Origin of the sequence: Xylophilus ampelinus, from assembly GCF_003217575.1 — a bacterium.
Taxonomy (GTDB): domain Bacteria; phylum Pseudomonadota; class Gammaproteobacteria; order Burkholderiales; family Burkholderiaceae_C; genus Xylophilus; species Xylophilus ampelinus.
This window is the reverse complement of the sequence record NZ_QJTC01000018.1, coordinates 35,926-53,095: the sequence shown is the minus strand read 5'-3', so window position 1 is coordinate 53,095 and position 17,170 is coordinate 35,926. Positions and strand designations below refer to the sequence as shown.

Annotated in this window: 19 protein-coding genes; 11 read left to right on the top strand and 8 right to left on the bottom strand. The window is 67.3% G+C overall.

Annotation, left to right across the window (positions count from 1 at the left end; translation table 11 throughout):
- Nucleotide 1: 1 nt before the first annotated feature.
- Both DFQ15_RS12200 and DFQ15_RS12195 read right to left on the bottom strand, forming a co-directional pair.
- Entirely contained in the window at nucleotides 2–2,029 is a 2,028-nt protein-coding gene (locus tag DFQ15_RS12200; RefSeq protein ID WP_110466241.1) for an AsmA family protein, read from the bottom strand.
- Between the two features lie 27 nt (nucleotides 2,030–2,056).
- Nucleotides 2,057–2,701, bottom strand: coding sequence for a lipocalin family protein (locus tag DFQ15_RS12195; protein WP_233504462.1), 645 nt, complete (start codon nucleotides 2,699–2,701; stop codon nucleotides 2,057–2,059).
- 242 nt (nucleotides 2,702–2,943) lie between these two features.
- Here DFQ15_RS12195 and DFQ15_RS12190 point away from each other — a divergent pair, with 242 nt between their 5' ends.
- Entirely contained in the window at nucleotides 2,944–3,378 is a 435-nt protein-coding gene (locus DFQ15_RS12190; RefSeq protein ID WP_374941028.1) for a response regulator, read from the top strand.
- Between the two features lie 80 nt (nucleotides 3,379–3,458).
- On the opposite strand, the gene DFQ15_RS12185 is transcribed toward DFQ15_RS12190, so the two are convergent.
- Nucleotides 3,459–4,091 carry a response regulator gene (locus DFQ15_RS12185; protein WP_055834854.1) on the bottom strand — a complete coding sequence of 211 codons (633 nt, stop codon included), beginning with the start codon at nucleotides 4,089–4,091 and terminating at the stop codon, nucleotides 3,459–3,461.
- A 130-nt stretch (nucleotides 4,092–4,221) separates the two neighbouring features.
- On the opposite strand from DFQ15_RS12185, the gene DFQ15_RS12180 reads away from it, so the two are divergent.
- The 8 genes from DFQ15_RS12180 to DFQ15_RS12145 all read left to right on the top strand — a co-directional run bounded on the left by DFQ15_RS12180 (nucleotide 4,222) and on the right by DFQ15_RS12145 (nucleotide 9,650).
- Entirely contained in the window at nucleotides 4,222–5,562 is a 1,341-nt protein-coding gene (locus DFQ15_RS12180) for a CHASE3 domain-containing protein (RefSeq protein ID WP_110466239.1), read from the top strand.
- A gap of 228 nt (nucleotides 5,563–5,790) precedes the next feature.
- On the top strand, nucleotides 5,791–5,955 hold the full coding sequence (locus DFQ15_RS12175; protein ID WP_082447885.1) for a DUF1328 domain-containing protein: 165 nt from the start codon (nucleotides 5,791–5,793) through the stop codon (nucleotides 5,953–5,955).
- A gap of 64 nt (nucleotides 5,956–6,019) precedes the next feature.
- Nucleotides 6,020–6,418 (top strand): hypothetical protein, encoded by a 399-nt coding sequence (locus DFQ15_RS12170; protein WP_110466238.1) that lies wholly within the window; start codon nucleotides 6,020–6,022, stop codon nucleotides 6,416–6,418.
- Nucleotides 6,419–6,488: 70 nt separating this feature from the next.
- Nucleotides 6,489–6,860 carry a hypothetical protein gene (locus tag DFQ15_RS12165; RefSeq protein WP_110466237.1) on the top strand — a complete coding sequence of 124 codons (372 nt, stop codon included), beginning with the start codon at nucleotides 6,489–6,491 and terminating at the stop codon, nucleotides 6,858–6,860.
- Nucleotides 6,857–7,345 (top strand): hypothetical protein, encoded by a 489-nt coding sequence (locus tag DFQ15_RS12160; RefSeq protein ID WP_110466236.1) that lies wholly within the window; start codon nucleotides 6,857–6,859, stop codon nucleotides 7,343–7,345. Before DFQ15_RS12165 ends, DFQ15_RS12160 begins: the two co-directional genes overlap by 4 nt.
- A 13-nt stretch (nucleotides 7,346–7,358) precedes the next feature.
- Nucleotides 7,359–7,922, top strand: a complete 564-nt coding sequence (locus DFQ15_RS12155; protein WP_110466235.1) for a ferritin-like domain-containing protein — start codon at nucleotides 7,359–7,361, stop codon at nucleotides 7,920–7,922.
- 90 nt (nucleotides 7,923–8,012) lie between these two features.
- Nucleotides 8,013–8,327 (top strand): BON domain-containing protein, encoded by a 315-nt coding sequence (locus DFQ15_RS12150; protein ID WP_110466234.1) that lies wholly within the window; start codon nucleotides 8,013–8,015, stop codon nucleotides 8,325–8,327.
- Nucleotides 8,328–8,450: 123 nt separating this feature from the next.
- The gene (locus DFQ15_RS12145; RefSeq protein ID WP_110466233.1) at nucleotides 8,451–9,650 is read left to right on the top strand and encodes a zinc-binding metallopeptidase family protein; all 1,200 of its coding nucleotides are present in this window, start codon (nucleotides 8,451–8,453) and stop codon (nucleotides 9,648–9,650) included.
- Nucleotides 9,651–9,677: 27 nt separating this feature from the next.
- Here DFQ15_RS12145 and coaD read toward each other — a convergent pair whose 3' ends face one another.
- From coaD to DFQ15_RS12125, 4 genes are all read right to left on the bottom strand, one after another.
- The gene (coaD, locus tag DFQ15_RS12140; protein ID WP_110466232.1) at nucleotides 9,678–10,184 is read right to left on the bottom strand and encodes a pantetheine-phosphate adenylyltransferase; all 507 of its coding nucleotides are present in this window, start codon (nucleotides 10,182–10,184) and stop codon (nucleotides 9,678–9,680) included.
- A 103-nt stretch (nucleotides 10,185–10,287) separates the two neighbouring features.
- Nucleotides 10,288–10,950 (bottom strand): 16S rRNA (guanine(966)-N(2))-methyltransferase RsmD, encoded by a 663-nt coding sequence (rsmD, locus tag DFQ15_RS12135; RefSeq protein WP_374941029.1) that lies wholly within the window; start codon nucleotides 10,948–10,950, stop codon nucleotides 10,288–10,290.
- The gene (locus tag DFQ15_RS12130) at nucleotides 10,947–12,290 is read right to left on the bottom strand and encodes a M16 family metallopeptidase (RefSeq protein WP_110466231.1); all 1,344 of its coding nucleotides are present in this window, start codon (nucleotides 12,288–12,290) and stop codon (nucleotides 10,947–10,949) included. The genes rsmD and DFQ15_RS12130 overlap by 4 nt, the downstream gene beginning before the upstream one ends.
- Before the next feature lie 17 nt (nucleotides 12,291–12,307).
- Entirely contained in the window at nucleotides 12,308–13,792 is a 1,485-nt protein-coding gene (locus tag DFQ15_RS12125; protein ID WP_110466230.1) for a M16 family metallopeptidase, read from the bottom strand.
- 29 nt (nucleotides 13,793–13,821) lie between these two features.
- Between DFQ15_RS12125 and ftsY the strand changes: the two genes are divergently transcribed.
- Together ftsY and rpoH are read left to right on the top strand one after the other, a co-directional pair.
- The gene (ftsY, locus tag DFQ15_RS12120) at nucleotides 13,822–15,198 is read left to right on the top strand and encodes a signal recognition particle-docking protein FtsY (RefSeq protein WP_199399866.1); all 1,377 of its coding nucleotides are present in this window, start codon (nucleotides 13,822–13,824) and stop codon (nucleotides 15,196–15,198) included.
- Nucleotides 15,199–15,441: 243 nt separating this feature from the next.
- Nucleotides 15,442–16,380, top strand: coding sequence for an RNA polymerase sigma factor RpoH (gene rpoH, locus DFQ15_RS12115; RefSeq protein WP_110466229.1), 939 nt, complete (start codon nucleotides 15,442–15,444; stop codon nucleotides 16,378–16,380).
- A gap of 178 nt (nucleotides 16,381–16,558) precedes the next feature.
- Here rpoH and DFQ15_RS12110 read toward each other — a convergent pair whose 3' ends face one another.
- Nucleotides 16,559–17,164 carry an SCO family protein gene (locus tag DFQ15_RS12110; RefSeq protein ID WP_110466228.1) on the bottom strand — a complete coding sequence of 202 codons (606 nt, stop codon included), beginning with the start codon at nucleotides 17,162–17,164 and terminating at the stop codon, nucleotides 16,559–16,561.
- Nucleotides 17,165–17,170 lie beyond the last annotated feature (6 nt).

Below are 17,170 nucleotides of genomic sequence, written 5' to 3'. Positions count from 1 at the left end.
CTTACTGCGGCTTGGGCGCAGGGGCCGGGGGCTGGGACAGCACCTGCTTGCAATCCGCATCTTCGCCCGGGCCGGTCTCGATCGTGGCGGCCAGGGCCAGGAACGGATTGATCGCGCCCAGCACCACCGCCAGCGCCGCTCGCCCGGCCAGCGCACCCTTGTCGGGGAAGGCCGACGGATCGCCCAGCGTGCCCTGGACGATCAACGGCGAGCGCAGGCTCAGGATGCTCTTGTCCTTGGGCTGCGGCTTCAGGACGATGTGGAGGGCCTCGGTGCCGAGGTTGATCGTGCCCTCGCCGTTGACGACCGTATCGGTGGTGTCCACCACGATCGCCTTGCTGGTCATCAGGCCGTCCTTCACGTCGAACGCGGCAGCGCCGCAGCGCAGGCGCACGTTGCGGTCGCCCTCCAGAAAGAATTTCAGCACCTCGCCGCCGTCGAGGCCGATGAATTCGAGCAGGATATTGCTGAACTCGCCGCGACCCAGCAGCACGCCGACGTCGCCCGACGCGTGGCCCAGCATCCCGGCGACGGTGTTGCCCTGCATCGCCAGGTCGATCCGCGCGGTGACGTTTCCGAAGCTGCCCTTGGTCTTCTCGATCGCCGGAAAGAGGCGCTGCAGCTTCATCACCCGCGCCTCCAGCTTGGCCGTCACCGCCGCCGGCGACTTGCCCGAATCGACCCGTACCGCGCCCGCCAGGGTGCCGCCGGCCACGCCGAGGCGCAGCGGATCGAGCGCCAGCGCGCCGTCCTTCAGCACCACATGCACCTGGGCGCTGTCGAGCGGCAATTCCTTGATGTGCTGGATCCGCCGGGCCTCGTAGCGAACGTCGGCGTTCATCGCCTTCAGGCGACTGAAATCCAGCGGCGTCGAGGGCAGAACCTTTCCGCCCTTCGGCACTGGCTTGCGGGCACGCGTTTTGTCGACCGCCGGGGTGTCGCCCGCCACCGACGTGTTGCCGCCGTCCGCGGACGACGGCGACATGCCGATCGACGGGCCCAAATCGTCGAAATCCAGCGTCTGCGAGCGCACGTCGCCGGTCAGCAGGGGCACCGCCCCGGTCTTGTCGAACTTCAGGTCGCCGACCAGGTCGGAATTGCCGATCTTGCCCTGCAGCTGCTCGACCGCCCAGACATCGTGCTGCGTCTTCACCCGTGCCTTGAGGGCATAGGGCGGCGTGGACGGCAGCACCACGCCGATGTACTCGTAGAGGTCCGACAGGTTCTGACCCTGCATGCGGGCTTCGGCGTCGATGCCCTCCAGCTTCTCGAGGTTGCCGATGCTGCCCTTGACTACCAGACGCGTCGCGCCGGCCCTGGCTTCGATCTCGACCGGGAACGGCGCGATTTGTTCCGCCGAGAGCTGCAGCACGTTGCCGGTGCGGCCCTTGGCGGAGAACGGCTGCCTGCGCCACTGCCCGGTGGCGTCGTAGCTCAGCGGCAGCACGTCGGCACCGGTGGTCTTGGTGTCGCCGTCGTACTGGAAACGCACCGCGATGTCGGCACCCTTGTCGGCAGCCAAATAGGTGAGGCTGCCGTTGTCGAGTTCGAGATGCCCCACGTCCGGCGCCGTCCCCGAGGAGCCGGTGTCGTCGCCGAAGGCCCACGAGCGCTGGCCGTCTGGCTGCATCTGCAGGTTCACCGCGGGCTGCTTCAGGACCACGAAGGGCAGTACCACCTGCCTCTTCAACAGCGGCCAGAGGCGAATGCCGACCTCGGCCCGCTCCGCCTTGACCAGGTAGGGCTCACGCGCCCAGGCCGGGTTGGCGAACTCGATGCCGTCCATGACGATGCGCGTCGTCCGGCCCAGTTCCACGTCGAGGTGGCGGGTGATCTCGAACTTGCGGCCCGTCTTCTCGCTGACATAACGGTTGACCGGTCCACGCAACCAGTCCCACGGGAAAAAGACGACCAGGAGCACCAGGGCGACGACGATGGCGAGCGAGATGGCCAACACGCGGCGCGTCCGGCGCCGGTGGGGCCGCAGCGTCGGCAGGGCGGAGGAAATCGGTGTCGTGGTGCTGCTCATGGAATTTTCGGCCTGCGGATGCGCGCCTCAATCGGGGGTATCGGTAGGGGCCGCGGCGCGCACGACGTGGGTGATGTCGAAACCCAATGCCTGCGCCCTGGCGAGCCACTCGTCCACCACGTCCGGGCCGACCGTGGGATAGCGCGACAACAGCCAGAGGTAATGGCGGTCGGGTGTGCCGACCAGCGACATGGTGTACTGCGGATCGAGCGAGAGGATCCAGTAATCGCCCCACACGGCCGGAATGAAGGCGAGCCAGCGGGGCGCGAACCGGACCCGGAGCTTGCCCTCGTCGGGAATCGGCTCGCCGCGCACGCTTGGCCGTCGGGCCTGGCCAACCACGGCTTCGACTTCGCCGTCGGCCCGGCGGCAGCGATTGGTGACCGTCACCGTGCCATCGGTCTGCGGCGCGTAGTTGGCGCTCACATCGGAGACGCATTTGCGCTGGAAGAAGTTGGGAATGCGGGCGATTTCGTACCAGGTGCCTGCATAACGCAGCAGGTCGACCGATGCGACGGCGGACAGAGCAGGTGCATCCTCCGCTGCGTATGCGAGGCCCCCGAAAAACGAGGCGACCATGGCCGAAGCCACCATGCGGCGGATGCGGGCTACCAGCGGTTGACGGACCGAAAACACACTGTTTCCGTGCAGGCTGCTGAAAGATTGTGGCATTAGGAAATGTATGCAGTTCAGGCCCGTGCGGCCGTCAGCTCTGTCCGTCACTCCGGGTCAGCCCCTGCCTACAGCTCGGAACCGGACGCAGACGCCGCGGAGCGCCTTGGGCTCGTAGGACATGCCCGACAAAACGCCTGTGGTATGGCTGGCACCACCTCCGCGGATTCGTGCGTACAGTCGCTTGGCCCGGCTTGCCAAACGTCCCGATGGAGGCGTTGGTTCTGGAACGCCAACGCCATATGGACACCATTTTGGGATTCAAGACTTATATCGTCGAAGACAACGCGACCATTCGCGAAAACCTGATTGGAACGCTGGAAGAGCTTGCAGGTATCCAGGTGGTGGGAATGGCAGAGGCAGAGTCCGAGGGTACGCGGTGGCTTCGGGCCTGTGCGGACCAGTGGTCCATGGTGATCGTCGACCTGTTCCTGAAGCAGGGCAGCGGACTGGGACTGCTCGCTGCCTGTCGCGAGCGTGCCCGCCATCAGCGGGTCGTGGTACTCAGCAACTACGCCACGAGCGATATCCGCGCGCGGTGCACGCAACTCGGTGCCGACGCGGTATTCGACAAATCCAACGAAATCGACGCCCTGGTGGATTACTGCCTTCTGCAGGGCAAGGCGCAGGCACGAGTCGACTTTCGCCCGACCGCCGGCAGCATCCGCGGCCGGTAGGGACTCTGGCCGAGCCTGCCCTGTGCCCGGCCATCGACCGCGCGCCGGCCGCAAGCCGGGCAACGCGTCCTGCCGGCAGATCAATCGATCAGCTTGTTCTTGAGAGCGTAGTACGTCAGGTCGCTGTTGGAGGCGAGATTCATCTTCTCCATCAGGCGGGTGCGGTAGGTGCTCACCGTTTTCACGCTCAACGACAGCGACTTGGCGATGTCGCCCGCCGTTTCGCCCTTGGCGAGCTTCAGGAACACCTGGAATTCCCGCTCCGACAGCGATTCATGGACAGGCGCGTCGTCCTTGCGGTTGAGCTGCTGGGCCAGCAGATCCGCCACGGCGGGCGTGATGTAGCGGCGGCCGAGCGAGATGGTGCGGATCGCGTTGACGATCTCGATCGGCTCGCATTCCTTGTTCAGGTAGCCGCTCGCGCCCTGGCGAATCAGGTTCATCGCATAGTGCTCCTCGGGATAGCCGCTGAGGATCAGGATGCCGACGTCCGGAGCCTTGGCGCGGATCATGCCGAGCGCGTCCAGACCGGTCTGGCCGGGCATCGACAGATCCATCACCAACACGTCGATCTCGGTGTTGCGGATCAAGTCGATGGCCTCGCGTCCGTTGCCGGCCTCTCCCACGACACGCAGGTCTACATGGTCGGAGAAGAACTGCTTGAGTCCGGATCGCACGATGGCATGGTCATCCACAATTCCAATTTTGATCATTTCCGTGTCTTTCTGCGTCGGGCTGCCGGGCGGGAGCACAATGCCCCACGCAAAGCTTTCGGCGGCCGGCTGCGGGGTCTCTATTTGCGTCTTGGATTATTGACGAATTATTCTGCCCACCGGAGTTCGCATGGGAAGGTTTTCGATACCCGGTCTGCTGCTGCGCCTGCCGGCGGCCGTTCTGGCGGCCGCTTTGTTGATCGGCATCAACGAAACCGGTTACCGCCGCTCCCATGAGGCCCTGCAGGAAATCGCGCAGGCGCAGAGCATCCGTACCACGCTCGGCAAGCTGATGACGCAGGTGCTCGATGCCGAAACCGGGCAACGCGGCTACCTTCTCACCGGAGAGACCCGCTACCTCGAACCGTACGACAAAGCCTTCTCTGGCATCGGCCAGACGATGGAAGAGCTGCAACAGCTCTATGGCACCACCCCGGAGCGCACCGCCACCCTGGAAGATCTGAATCGCGAGCTCACCCGGAAGCTTGCGGAGATCGACCTCGCCGTGACCCTGCGCAAGCAAGGTAACCAGGATGCGTGGCGCTTCGTGTTGCTGACCGACATCGGCCGCGAGCACATGGATGCGATCCGGGGCCTCACCTCCACGCTGATGGCCCAAACGCACGACGCGGTCGACGCGGGGCAGCAGCAGGTGGTGCGCGCGCTCCAGCTGTCGCGGCTGGGCATCGCGGGCGTGGCACTGGCCGGGCTGCTGGCCTTCTCGATGTACCTGCGGCAGACCACGGCCCTGAAGGCCTCGCATCGCCGACAGAAGGACCTGTTGGAGCAGGAGCGCAACGGGCTGGAATTGCAGGTGCGCGAACGCACCGCGCGCCTGACCGAGCTGGCCACCCATCTCCAGCAGGTCCGCGAGGAAGAGCGTGCCCACCTGGCCCGCGAACTGCACGACGAGCTGGGCTCGCTGCTGACGGCGGCCAAGCTGGACGTGGCCCGCATCAAGTCGCGGGTGGGCACCGAGTCGCCCGAACTCAACGAGCGCATGCTGCACCTGACCGAAACGCTCAACAGCGGCATCGCGCTGAAGCGCCGCATTATCGAGGACCTGCGGCCCTCCTCTCTCTCCAACCTGGGCCTGGTCGCGGCGCTGGAGATCCTCGCCCGCGAATCCGGCGACCAGCTGGGCTTCGCGATCTCGGCCGACCTCGAGGAGGTCAAGCTCGACGATACGGCGGAACTGACGGCCTACCGACTGGTGCAGGAGTCGTTCACCAACATCGGCAAGCATGCGGACGCCCGCCACGTGACATTGTCGCTCCGTGCGATTCCGGGCTTCGCCAGGGTCGAAGTGCGCGACGACGGGCGCGGCTTTCCGGTCGATTCGATCGCACCGGCGTCGCACGGGCTGGCCGGCATGCGGCACCGGGTCGAGGCCGCCGGCGGGCAGCTGACGATCGGCTCGGAACCCGGACAGGGCACGGTCGTATCGGCCCTGCTGCCGACCCACGGCTGAGCTTTTCGGCACGGCGCCTGCTGCGTGGACCGGCACCCGTTCCATGTCGGCAGTGATTGCTCCACTTTGTCGGCCGATTCCTACAGACACGGCCCTCGCGTACTGACACCGCCTCGGGCCGGCTGCTGATCGGTCCTGGGCCCCTGTCTGCATACCCTTGCTGTCAGCTTTCCAGGGGGGCGTTCCGATCGTCGGACACCCGCTGCCACGCGGAAGAAAGGACTTTTCATGCTGCATTACACGGTGGTGTTCTTGGTGATTGCCCTGATTGCGGCGGTCTTCGGTTTCGGTGGCGTTGCCGCGAGCGCGGTCGGCATCGCCAAGATCCTGTTCTTCATCTTCGCCGTGATGGCGATCGTAAGTTTCTTCGTCGGCCGCGGCCGCAAGGGTTGATGTCGAGGCTTGCGGGCAGGCGGACATCCACCATCAGTTTTCAACCACGCAAAGGAATACCACCATGACGATCAATACCAACAAGGCCGCAAGCTCCGCTCGCAACATCTCCGACGACGTCGTGCAGAGCGCAGACAAGGCCCTCGAATCGACCCGCAACTTCGCGAACGATTCGATCGACAAGGCCGGCGACAAGGTCCGCGAGCTGCGGCAGAACGTCGATCCTCTGGTGGAACAGATCACCGCCCGCGCGCAGGAACTGGCCAACCGCGGCATCGAGTACGCATCCGACGCCAAGTACAGGGCCCAGCAGCGCCTGTCGCAGTACGCCGACGCCACCGGTCGCTATGTCGCCGACCAGCCCGTGCGCTCGGTCCTGATCGCCGCCGCTACCGGTGCGGCGATCGCAGCCCTGATCCTGATCGCGACACGCAACGACGCCCCTAAGCGCAACCGTTATTGATCGAATCCCTGCTGCCCCGTCCGGTGCAGCCCTCATCGGCACTTTCCGATTCTCGACCTGATTGCGATCCATGCTCCATCCCCTGTTCACCGTGTTGATCCGCAAGCCCGAGCTTCTGGTCGAACACGTCTCCGGCTACGTCGCCTTGCTGCAGGAAGAGCTCACGAGCATGGGGACCGGCGTCGCCGTCAAGGTGGCTGCCTGGGGTGTGGTGCTGGTGATGGGGTGTGTGTTTCTCGTATTGTCCGGTGTGGCGTTGATGCTGGGTGCGCTGCACGGCTTCCATTGGGCGCTGTTGGCGGTTCCGGGCACCGTCTTCTTGGTGATGCTGATCGCACTGTTCCTCGCGCGCAGGCCCAACACCGCCAAGCGTTTCGAAGACATCAAGGCCCAGCTCGATGCGGACGTCATGGCTCTGCGCATTGCAGGAGAGCAGAAATGACCGCCGCCGAAAAAGACGAGCGCAGCGCCAAGGAGAGGCTGCAGGCTTCGCGCGAAGCCTTGGTCAACCAATTGACCAAGCCCAAGAAGCCGAGCCGCATTGCAGCACCAGCTCAACGAGGCGATACGAGCGTCGATTTCGACGAGCGCATCGGCGGCGAACAGGTATCGCCACCCGTAAAACAGGTGTCGGTCCGCGAACGGGCTGTGAATATCTGGTCGGCTGCGAAGTACGGCGTTCGCGCATGGTGGGAGTTCCATCCCGTTCGCGCCGCGGGCGCCGTCGCCGAGCCGCTCCTGGCCGATTACGCCGAACGCAGACCGTTTCGCCTGCTCGGTATCGCCGCCGGTGTCGGCGCTACGGTGGTGGTGGCGAAGCCGTGGCGGCTGGTATCCATCGGCGGTCTTGCGGTGGCGGTCCTCAAGTCTTCGCAAGCTTCCAGCTTCGTGCTGTCCCTGATCACGCAATCCAAGAAACAACCCTAGAAGGACACCCCCGATGAACGATCTTTCCAACCCCGTTTCGCAAGACTTCGGCAGCGAGAGCATGGTGCTCGACGAATCCGCACTGAATGCGGCCGCCACCCGCAACCTGGACGACGGCGCCGTCACCCCCAGCTACGGTCCGCACCGCGACGCTATCGTCAAGCTGCTCAACGACGCGCTGGCCACCGAGCTGGTGTGCGTGCTACGCTACAAGCGCCACTATTTCACCGCCGACGGTGTAGAGTCGCCGGCCATCGCCAACGAGTTCCTCGTGCATGCCAACGAAGAATCGGCGCATGCGGACCTGATCGCCGAGCGGATCGTCCAGCTCGGTGGCAGCCCCGATTTCTCGCCCGGCACGCTGCTGACCCGCAGCCATGCGGAGTACGACGAATCGACCGACCTGAAATCGATGGTCCGTGCCAATCTGGTCGCGGAACGCATCGCCGTCGAAGCCTATCGCCAGATGATCCATCTGGTGGGCGACAAGGATCCTACGACCCGCCGCATGCTGGAAGGCATACTGGCACAGGAAGAAGAGCATGCCGACGAGCTGAAGGACTGGCTCCACCGTTGACCACCGCCGCCGACCGGAGTCGTGCACCGTCGGCGGAATTTCCACTCTCGCACCGTGTTTTCCCAATCCAACTACATCCGAGGAATCATCATGAAATACGTTCGCGCGCTGGCTTTGGCCGCTCTCGCAGGCATCACCGTCGTTACGGCCGGTTGCTCTCTCGTACGTCACCAGCAAACCGTCGGCTCCTATGTGGACGACGCCGCCATCACCGCTGCAGTGAAGGCCAAGATGGCGGAAGACAAGAGCGTCGCCGCCACCGCGATCAGCGTCGAAACCCTCAACGGCACGGTTCAACTGTCGGGCTTCGCCAAGTCGCAGACCGAGAAGAACGCCGCGGAAACGATCGCACGCAACACCAAGAACGTGCGCGAAGTTCGCAACAATATCGTCGTTCGTCCGTAAGGATCGACAGCATGCCCGTCGCGTGAACCGCGGCCGGGTCTACGGGGAGAGGCAGGGTCCGGGGTACACCCCGGACCCTGCCTTTGCTTATGGAGCAGAGGCAAAGCAGGTCGGTCGGATCCCATGAAGATATTCAACTGCGACAATTGCGGACATCCTGTCTTCTTCGAGAACGTCACCTGCCTCAACTGCGGCAGCCGCCTCGCGTTCCTGCCGGACATCCTGTCGATGGCCGCCTTGCGCAGCTCCCGGCTGACCGACGGCAGCGGCGAGGAACTGCTGGAGCGTCTACCCTACGCCCGTTCCACGCAGACGTACCGCATGTGCATCAACAATCGCCTGCACCATGCCTGCAACTTCGCGGTGCCGTCGCACGATCCGCACCTGCTCTGCGTCTCCTGCCGCCAGACCCAGTTGCTGCCCGACCTCTCGATCCCGGCCAACCAGCACCGCTGGTACCTGATCGAGGTCGCCAAGAAACGGCTGTTCTATACGCTCGCGCGGCTGGGCCTGGCATCCACCGAGCCGGGTCCGAACGAAGTTCCTGGCCCGGTCTACCAGTTCCTGGCCGATCTGCCCGGCGCGCCGAACGTGATGACCGGCCACAACCAGGGACTGATCACCCTCAACATCGCCGAGGCCGACGACGACGAACGGGCCCGCCGCCAGCTGCAGTTGCACGAGCCCTACCGCACGCTGCTGGGCCATCTGCGGCACGAATCGGGCCATTACTATTGGGACCGCCTGATCCTGGCGCAAAACGGGCTGCAGGCTTTCCGTGCGGTGTTCGGCGACGATTCGCAGGACTACGGCGCGGCGCTCGAGCGCCACTACGCCACCGACCACTCCGGCAACGACTGGCAGAACGATTTCGTCAGTGCCTATGCCACCGCCCATCCGTGGGAGGACTGGGCCGAGACCTGGGCGCATTACCTGCACATGGTCGATTTGCTGGAGACGGCAGCGGCGTACCACACCAACGTGGTCGTGCCCGGCGGTGCCGCGCTGCCGCCCGACGGCGTGTCGAACCCGTTCGAATCGCGCGAGACCGATTTCGACCAACTGGTGCGCCAGTGGGTGCCGGTGACGCTGATGCTCAACAGCCTCAACCGCAGCCTGGGACAGAACGACGCTTACCCGTTCGCGCTGTCGAACGGCGCGTTGCGCAAGCTGCGCTTCGTGCACGACGTGATCCACCGGTGCGTCGACAAACCGCTGGTCGACGACCACGACGACATGCGCCAGCCGGCCCACCCGCAGCCACCGGTATCCGACGCCGATCCTACCGTCGGTCCTTCCGAACCGCGGCCTCTGGGGCCGTAGCCGGCACCGGCCGCCGGCGGCGCACCGTCAGGCCGTGGGTGGCCGCAGGCTGCGCACCTTGCCTTGCAGGCACGCGTGTACCTCATCCGAGACGAACTTGTCGGTTTCGCCGCCCAGCATCGCGATCTCGCGGACGAAGGTGCTCGAGATGAACTGGTAACGGTCGCTGGGCGTGAGAAACACGGTTTCCACCTCCGGCATCAGGCTGCGGTTCATGCCGGCCAGCTGGAATTCGTAGTCGAAATCGGTGACGGCCCGCAGGCCGCGCACCATCGCCTTGGCGCCGCGCGACACGACGAAGTCGCGCAGCAGGCCCGAGAAGCTCTCGACCTCGACCTGCGGATAGGCCCGCACCGCCTCGCGCACCATGTCGATCCGCTCCTGCAGGTCGAACAGCGTCTTCTTGTGGTGGCCGGCCGCCACCGCCACGATCACCCGGTCGAACAACTGGGTCGCGCGGCGCACCACGTCTTCATGGCCGAGGGTGATCGGGTCGAAAGTACCCGGGTAGACGGCGACAATGTTGCGGGCCATGCGACTGAACTCCTCGAAGCGGGTCGGCCGGTACGCCGGTGCGTGTCCTGCGCTTACCGGCGAAGGCCGGACCCGGCGGGCCCGGCCGTGCGGATGCGCCGGATTATGCGGTGGCCGGCTCCGACGCCGCGACGACCAGCAGGTGCGCATGGACCGCACCCGCGCGCAGGTGGCGCGACACCGCCAGGCCCAGCGGCCGCAGGTCGGCCTCGGTACAGGGGCGCGGTGCTTCCAGGTAGATCCTGCCGGTGGGCGATACGGCGCGCGCGGCCGCCGCCAGGGCCGCATCGAACAAACCCGCATCGAACGGCGGATCGAGCAGTACCAGGTCGAGGCTGCCCGGCGCGGCGTCGCGCAGCGCGGCGATGCCGTCGGTCCGGCGCACCTCGACGGCGGTGGCCTCGAGCCTGGTGCAGGCGGCGCGCAAGGCGTCTACCAGCGCCGGCTGGCGCTCGCAGAGCATCACCTGCTTCGCGCCGCGCGACGCGGCTTCCAGCCCCAGCGCACCGGTACCGGCGAAGGCGTCCAGACAGCGCCATCCCGTCAGGTCCTGGCCGAGCCAGTTGAAGAGGGTCTCGCGCACGCGGTCGGGCGTCGGCCGCAGGCCGGGCAGATCGGGCACCTGCAGCCGGGTACGCTTCCAGAGCCCGCCGATGATCCGCACCTCGCCCTTGCCGCGGTGCCTGGGCACAGGTGGCGCGGCCGGCACTCGCGCCGGTGCCTCGCTGCCGCTGCGGCTGCGGCTGCGGAAATCGACCGGCTTCAAGGCTTGCCTCCGACGACCACGGTCACCATCCGGTCGGGCCGCAGTTTGCGCCCGAACGCGGCGCGGATGTCGTCGGCCGTCACCTTCTGCGCCTCGGCGGTCCAGGTGTCGAGGTAGTCCAGGGGCAGGCCGTTCCAGGCGATGTTGGCGACGTTCGACAGCAGCTTGGCGTTGCTGTCGATCCGCAGCGGGAAGCCGCCGATCAGGTTGTCCTTTGCGGCCTGCAGTTCCTGCGGCGTCGGGCCGTCGGCCACGAAGCGGTCGAGCACCGCCCGCGCCACGTCGACCGCCTGCGCGGCCTGATCGGGCCGGGTCTGCAGGTTGATGGTGAAGGCGCCGGCGTGCAGGGCCGGCTCGAACCAGCTCTGCACGCTGTAGCTCAGACCGCGCTGCTCGCGCACCTGCTCGGTCAGACGCGAGACGAAGCCGCCACCGCCCAGGATGTAGTTGCCGACCGTCAGCGCGAAGTAGTCGGGATCGGCCCGCCGGAAGCCCGGCTGGCCGATGTAGACGTGCGCCTGGGCCGAGTCGAACGGGATGCGGATGTCCTGCGGCGCGGCCAGCGGCTGCACCTCGGCCACCGCGGGCAAGGTTGCGCACGGCCCCGTCGGCAGGCGACCCAGCAGCGTGGTGGCCAGCCGATCGGCCTGGGCGCGGTCGAGCGCGCCCACGATGCTGACCTTGGCGCCGCACGACCGCAGCGCGCGGGCCTGCAGCGCCCGCATGTCGGCCACGCCGATCGCCGTCAGCGTCTGCGGCGTGGTGCGCTGGCCGTACGGATGGCCGCCGTACACCGCGCGCTGGAACGCGCGGCCGGCCTGGGTGGCGGGCCGGGTGTCGGCCTCTTTCAGCGCGGCGGCGATGCGCTGGCGCTCGCGCTGCCAGATCGCGTCGGGAAACGACGGCTCGCCGATCTGGCGGGCGGCCAGCCGGGCGGCACGGTCGAGCAGCGCGGCGTCGGTCAGCGAGCGCAGGGTGAAGCTCATCCGGTCGCTGGTGGCGCCGGCGCCGAAGTTGGCGCCCAGGTCGGCCCAGGCGTCGTCGATCGCGTTCTCGTCGAGCGCCGGCTCGCGGCCGTGGGCGCGCACGCCCTTCTCGCCCATGCTGGCGGTGACGGCGGCCAGCCCGGCCTGGGCCGCCGGATCGCGCCGGGCGCCGGCGTCGAAGTCGATCTGCACGTCGACCATCGGCACCGCCTTGCTCTGCACCAGGTAGACCTGGGCTCCGGCGGGTTGCGTCCAGTGTTCGATCGGCAGGGCCGCAAAGGCGGGACTCAAGCAAAAAAGGGCCGCAGCCGGCGCGATAAGCCGACCTATAGCTATGGTTTTAATAGCAAACATCGATTTCCTGTCGGGTGTCAGCGCAGATCGCCGCCGGCGGCCTGGGCGGCGGCGGCGCGGCGGGCGCGGGCGGGGTCGATCGGCTGCGGCACCAGCGTGCCGACGGTGAGCTGGTCGTCGCCGAAGTAGCGGCGGGCCACGTCCTGCACCTGCTGCGGCGTGATCTTCTCCAGGCGCGCCAGCACGCGCTCGTCGGCGTCCAGCGGCATGCCCTGGATCCAGTTGTTGCCCAGTTCGTTGGCCTGCTCGAAGACCGAATCGCGCTTGAAGACCTCGCCCGCCATCCACTGGGTGCGGGCGCGGCGCAGTTCGGCCTCGGTCACGCCGCTGGCGGCCACCTTGGCCACCTCGGCCCGCAGGCCGGCCTCGACCTGCGCCGCGGTGCGGCCCTGGGCCGGAAGCCCGTAGAGCATGAAGGTCTTGGGGCCGCGGGCGACCAGCGCGTGATAGGCGCCGACGCGGTCGGCCACGCGGTTCGGGCCCTGCGTCAACGACCGGCCCAGGCGGGCGCCGGAGTACCCGTCGAGCACCGCCGACAGCATGGTCAGCGCCAGTGCGTCGTCGGCCGGCGGCGCATCGGCGGCCAGCGACTCCAGGCCGGGCACCTTGAAGGCCATCGCGACATACGCCTGCTCGGCCGGCGCCTTGAATTCGAAGCGGCGCAGGCCGACCTGCTCCGGCTCGGCCTGGGGCTTGCGCGCGGGCACCGGGCGGGCGGGGATCTGGCCGTAGGTGGCTTCGGCCAGGCGCCGCACCTCCACCGGATCCACATCTCCGGCCACCACCAGCACAGCGTTGGCCGGAACGTACCACTTCTGGTGGAAGGCGCGGACGTCGTCGGCGGTGTAGGCCGCGATATCGCTCATCCAGCCGATCACCGGCCGGCGATAGGGCGAGGCCAGATAGATCTGCGCGTTGAGCGCCTCGCCCATCCGGGCGCGCGGGTTGTCGTCGGTGCGCATCCGGCGCTCCTCGGTGACGACCTGGCGCTCCTTGAGGAACTCGCCGTCGGCCCACTGGTTGTTCGCGAAGCGGTCGGATTCGAGCTTCATCACGTCGGCCAGGCGGCCGGCCGGGATCTGCTGGTAATAGCCGGTGTAGTCGCGGTTGGTGAAGGCGTTCTCGCGGCCGCCCAGGGCGGCCACCCGGCGCGAGAATTCGCCGGCCGGCACGGTGGGCGTGCCCTTGAACATCATGTGCTCCAGCATGTGGGCCACGCCCGAGGTGCCGTCGACCTCGTCCATCGAGCCCACGCGCACCCAGACCATCTGCACCGCGGTGGGCGCGCGCCGGTCGGGATTGACGATCACCGACATGCCGTTGGCCAGCGTGAACTGCTGCACCGCCTCGGCCCCCGCCGGCGCCGCGCCGCCCGGGATGGCGTCCGAAGGGCCGGTGGGAGAGGTAGGGCCCGGGGTGGGAGTGGGATCGCCGGTCGGGGGCAGCTGGGCACCCGCGCCGAACGCGGCCAGCAGGCCGAGAAGGGAAATAGCGCGTTTCATAGAATGGTACGATTCTAAGAACGGCTCCAATGTTCAGTTTCTTCAAGAAAAAAGCACCGACTTCCGCTGAGCCCGCGACGACCGCTCCGCCGGACGCCGCCCCACCGCCCTCGACCGCCGCCGTGCAGCCGCCGGCACCGGTTCCTGCACCGGCCGGCGTCACCGGGTCGGCCATGGCCTGGCTCAAGACCCAGTTCGGCGTGGCGACGCCGGTAGAGCCTGGGGAAGCGCCCCCCGCGTCGGCACCATGGTCCGACGCGACCCCACCGGTGGCGCCGGCCGTTCCACGCCCTGCCCTGCCCGGCGATGCCGCCACAGGCGCACCGCCGGCACCCGCGTCCCCGCCGACTCCTACGGCAGCACTATCGGCACCCGCCGCGTTCGTTCCGAAGGCCCCACCTTCCGCGGCCCGGCCGAAGCCACCCGCACCGGCCTTCGCGCCGCCACCGGCTGCGCCGGCGCCTCCAGGCCCGCCCGTGGCGGCCCCGGGTGCGACCCCGGAAGCCGCCCGTGCCGGCTGGCTGGGCCGGCTGAAGACCGGCCTGCGCAAGACCGGCGACAGCATCACCACCGTCTTCACCGGCACCAGGATCGACGACGCGCTCTACGAGGAGTTGGAAGACGCCCTGCTGATGGCCGACACCGGCGTCAAGGCCACCCAATTCCTGCTGGCCGACCTGAAGCGCCGGGTGAAGGACGCACGCGCCACAGAGCCCTCGGCGGTGAAGGCGCTGCTGGCCGACGCCATCGCGGCGCTGCTCGAGCCGCTGGAAAAACCGCTGGTGATCGGCGAGCACACGCCCACGGTGATCATGGTGGCCGGCGTCAACGGCGCGGGCAAAACCACCTCGATCGGCAAGCTGACCAAGCACCTGGCGCACGGGGGCGCCAGCGTGCTGCTGGCCGCCGCCGACACCTTCCGGGCGGCGGCCCGCGAGCAGCTCGGCGTGTGGGCCGATCGCAACCTGGTCGAGATCGTCGGCCAGCAGGGCGGCGACCCGTCGGCGGTGAGTTTCGACGCGGTCACCGCCGGCAAGGCCCGCGGCAAGGACGTGGTGCTGGTCGACACCGCCGGCCGGCTGCCGACCCAGTTGCACCTGATGGAAGAGCTGCGCAAGATCAAGCGGGTGGTGCAGAAGGCCGACGGCACCGCGCCGCACGAGGTGCTGCTGGTGATCGACGGCAACACCGGCCAGAACGCGCTGGCCCAGGTCCGCGCATTCGACGACGTGCTGGGCCTCACCGGCCTGATCGTCACCAAGCTCGACGGCACCGCCAAGGGCGGCGTGCTGGCCGCGATCGCGCAGGAGCGGCCGATTCCGGTGTACTTCGTCGGCGTGGGCGAGAAGCTGGAAGACCTGGAAACCTTCGACGCACGGGAGTTCGCCCAGGCGTTGCTGGATTGAGACCTTCCGCGTCGCGCCCTCCGACAGCGGCAGCCTGGGGCTGTCCGACACGGTGCATGCGGCACGGGTTCTAAGCTGGGTAGCAGGTTCGAGCACTGGATTGACCGGCGATGGCGCCCGGTCATCGGCAAACGCCGCAGCTATCGACCCGATAGCGTGAATTGCGGCTGCCGTGGAACTTGTGCTTTGGCACTCTCTCCAATCGAGTGCTAATATGAAAGTCAAGAGGAAAGGACTTCTGGTATGAATCTTCAAACTGGAAACGCCACGGCGGTCGCGGCTGCGAACCCTTGGTCCCTGGTGCCCCCGCTGGGCAACCTGGACGCCTACATTTCGGCGATCAACCGCCTGCCCTTGCTCACGCCAGAGGAAGAGCAAACCTACGCCCGCAAGCTGCGCAACGACAACGACCTGGATTCCGCCGGCCGGATGGTGCTGTCGCACCTGCGCCTGGTGGTGTCGATCTCGCGCCAGTACATCGGCTACGGCCTGCCCCAGGGCGACCTGATCCAGGAGGGCAACATCGGCCTGATGAAGGCGGTCAAGCGCTTCGACCCCGACCAGGGCGTGCGTCTGGTGAGCTATGCCATGCACTGGATCAAGGCCGAGATCCACGAGTACATCCTGAAGAACTGGCGCATGGTGAAGGTGGCGACCACCAAGTCGCAACGCAAGCTGTTCTTCAACCTGCGGTCGATGAAGCAGTCCTTCAAGGCCAATGCCGGCCTGGAGGCCGACGTGGTCCCGCGCGACACCCTCAGCCCCGAGCAGGTCGACAAGGTCGCCGAGCGGCTGAACGTCAAGCGCGAAGACGTGATGGAGATGGAAACCCGCATGTCGGGCGGCGACGTGCTGCTCGATCCGTCTCCTTCGAACGACGGCGAGCAGACTTTCGGCCCCATCGCCTACCTGGCCGACGGCGCCCACGAGCCGACCGCGATGCTGGAATCGCGCGACCGCGACGTGATGGCGACCGACGGCATCGCGACCGCGCTGGAAGCGCTGGACGCCCGCAGCCGCCGCATCGTCGAGCAGCGCTGGCTGAACGTGAACGACGACGGATCGGGCGGCATGACGCTGCACGAACTGGCCGCCGAATACCAGGTCAGCGCCGAGCGGATTCGCCAGATCGAGACGGCGGCGATGAAGAAGATGCGCAAGACGCTGGCCGAATACGCCTGACGATACCGGTGGTGCCATCGGCGTCTGGCTCCATGCAAAAGGGCTGTCTTGCGGGCAGCCCTTTCGTCATTCAGGGCCCGTTTCGACCGGGTGCGCGAATCGTGTACTTTGCAAGCGTTTCGTAGCTGTAGCCGGCGCGGGACGCCGACCTCAAGCTATCGATTTCATAGCAAACCGACTAGGCGCCCGACAGCAGCAGCTTGATGTCCGCCAGCAATGCCGCTTTGCCCGAACCGTAGCGGCTGTAGAGCCGCAGCCGCCCCTGCGGATCGAACAGGTAGGTGCCGGCGGAATGGTCCATCGAGTAGCTGCCGGGCGCCTTGCCTTCGACCTTCTTGTAGTAGACCTTGAAGTCCTTGGCCACCACCGGAAGCTGCTCCAGGGTGGGCCGCAGGCCGACGAAGCTCGGGTCGAAGTTCTCCATGTAGGCCGACAGCAGCTCGGGCGTATCGCGCTCCGGGTCGACCGAGACCAGCACCGCCTGCAGCTTGTCGCCGTCGGCGCCCAGCTGGCGCTTCACCTCGGCCAGCTCGGCCAGGGTCGTGGGGCAGACGTCCGGGCACTGGGTGAAGCCGAAGAAGACGGCGACGACCTTGCCCTTGAAGTCGGCCAGGGTGCGGGCCCTGCCGTGCTGGTCGGTCAGCGCGAAGTCGCGGGCATAGTCGGCCCCGGTCACATCGACCGCATTGAAAGCGGCCTTCGGGGCAGGCTTCGAGCAGGCGGACAGCCCGGCGACGAGGGTCGCGAGGGCGGCGACGGTCAGGGTGCGGCGGTCGAGAGGCACGGCGGC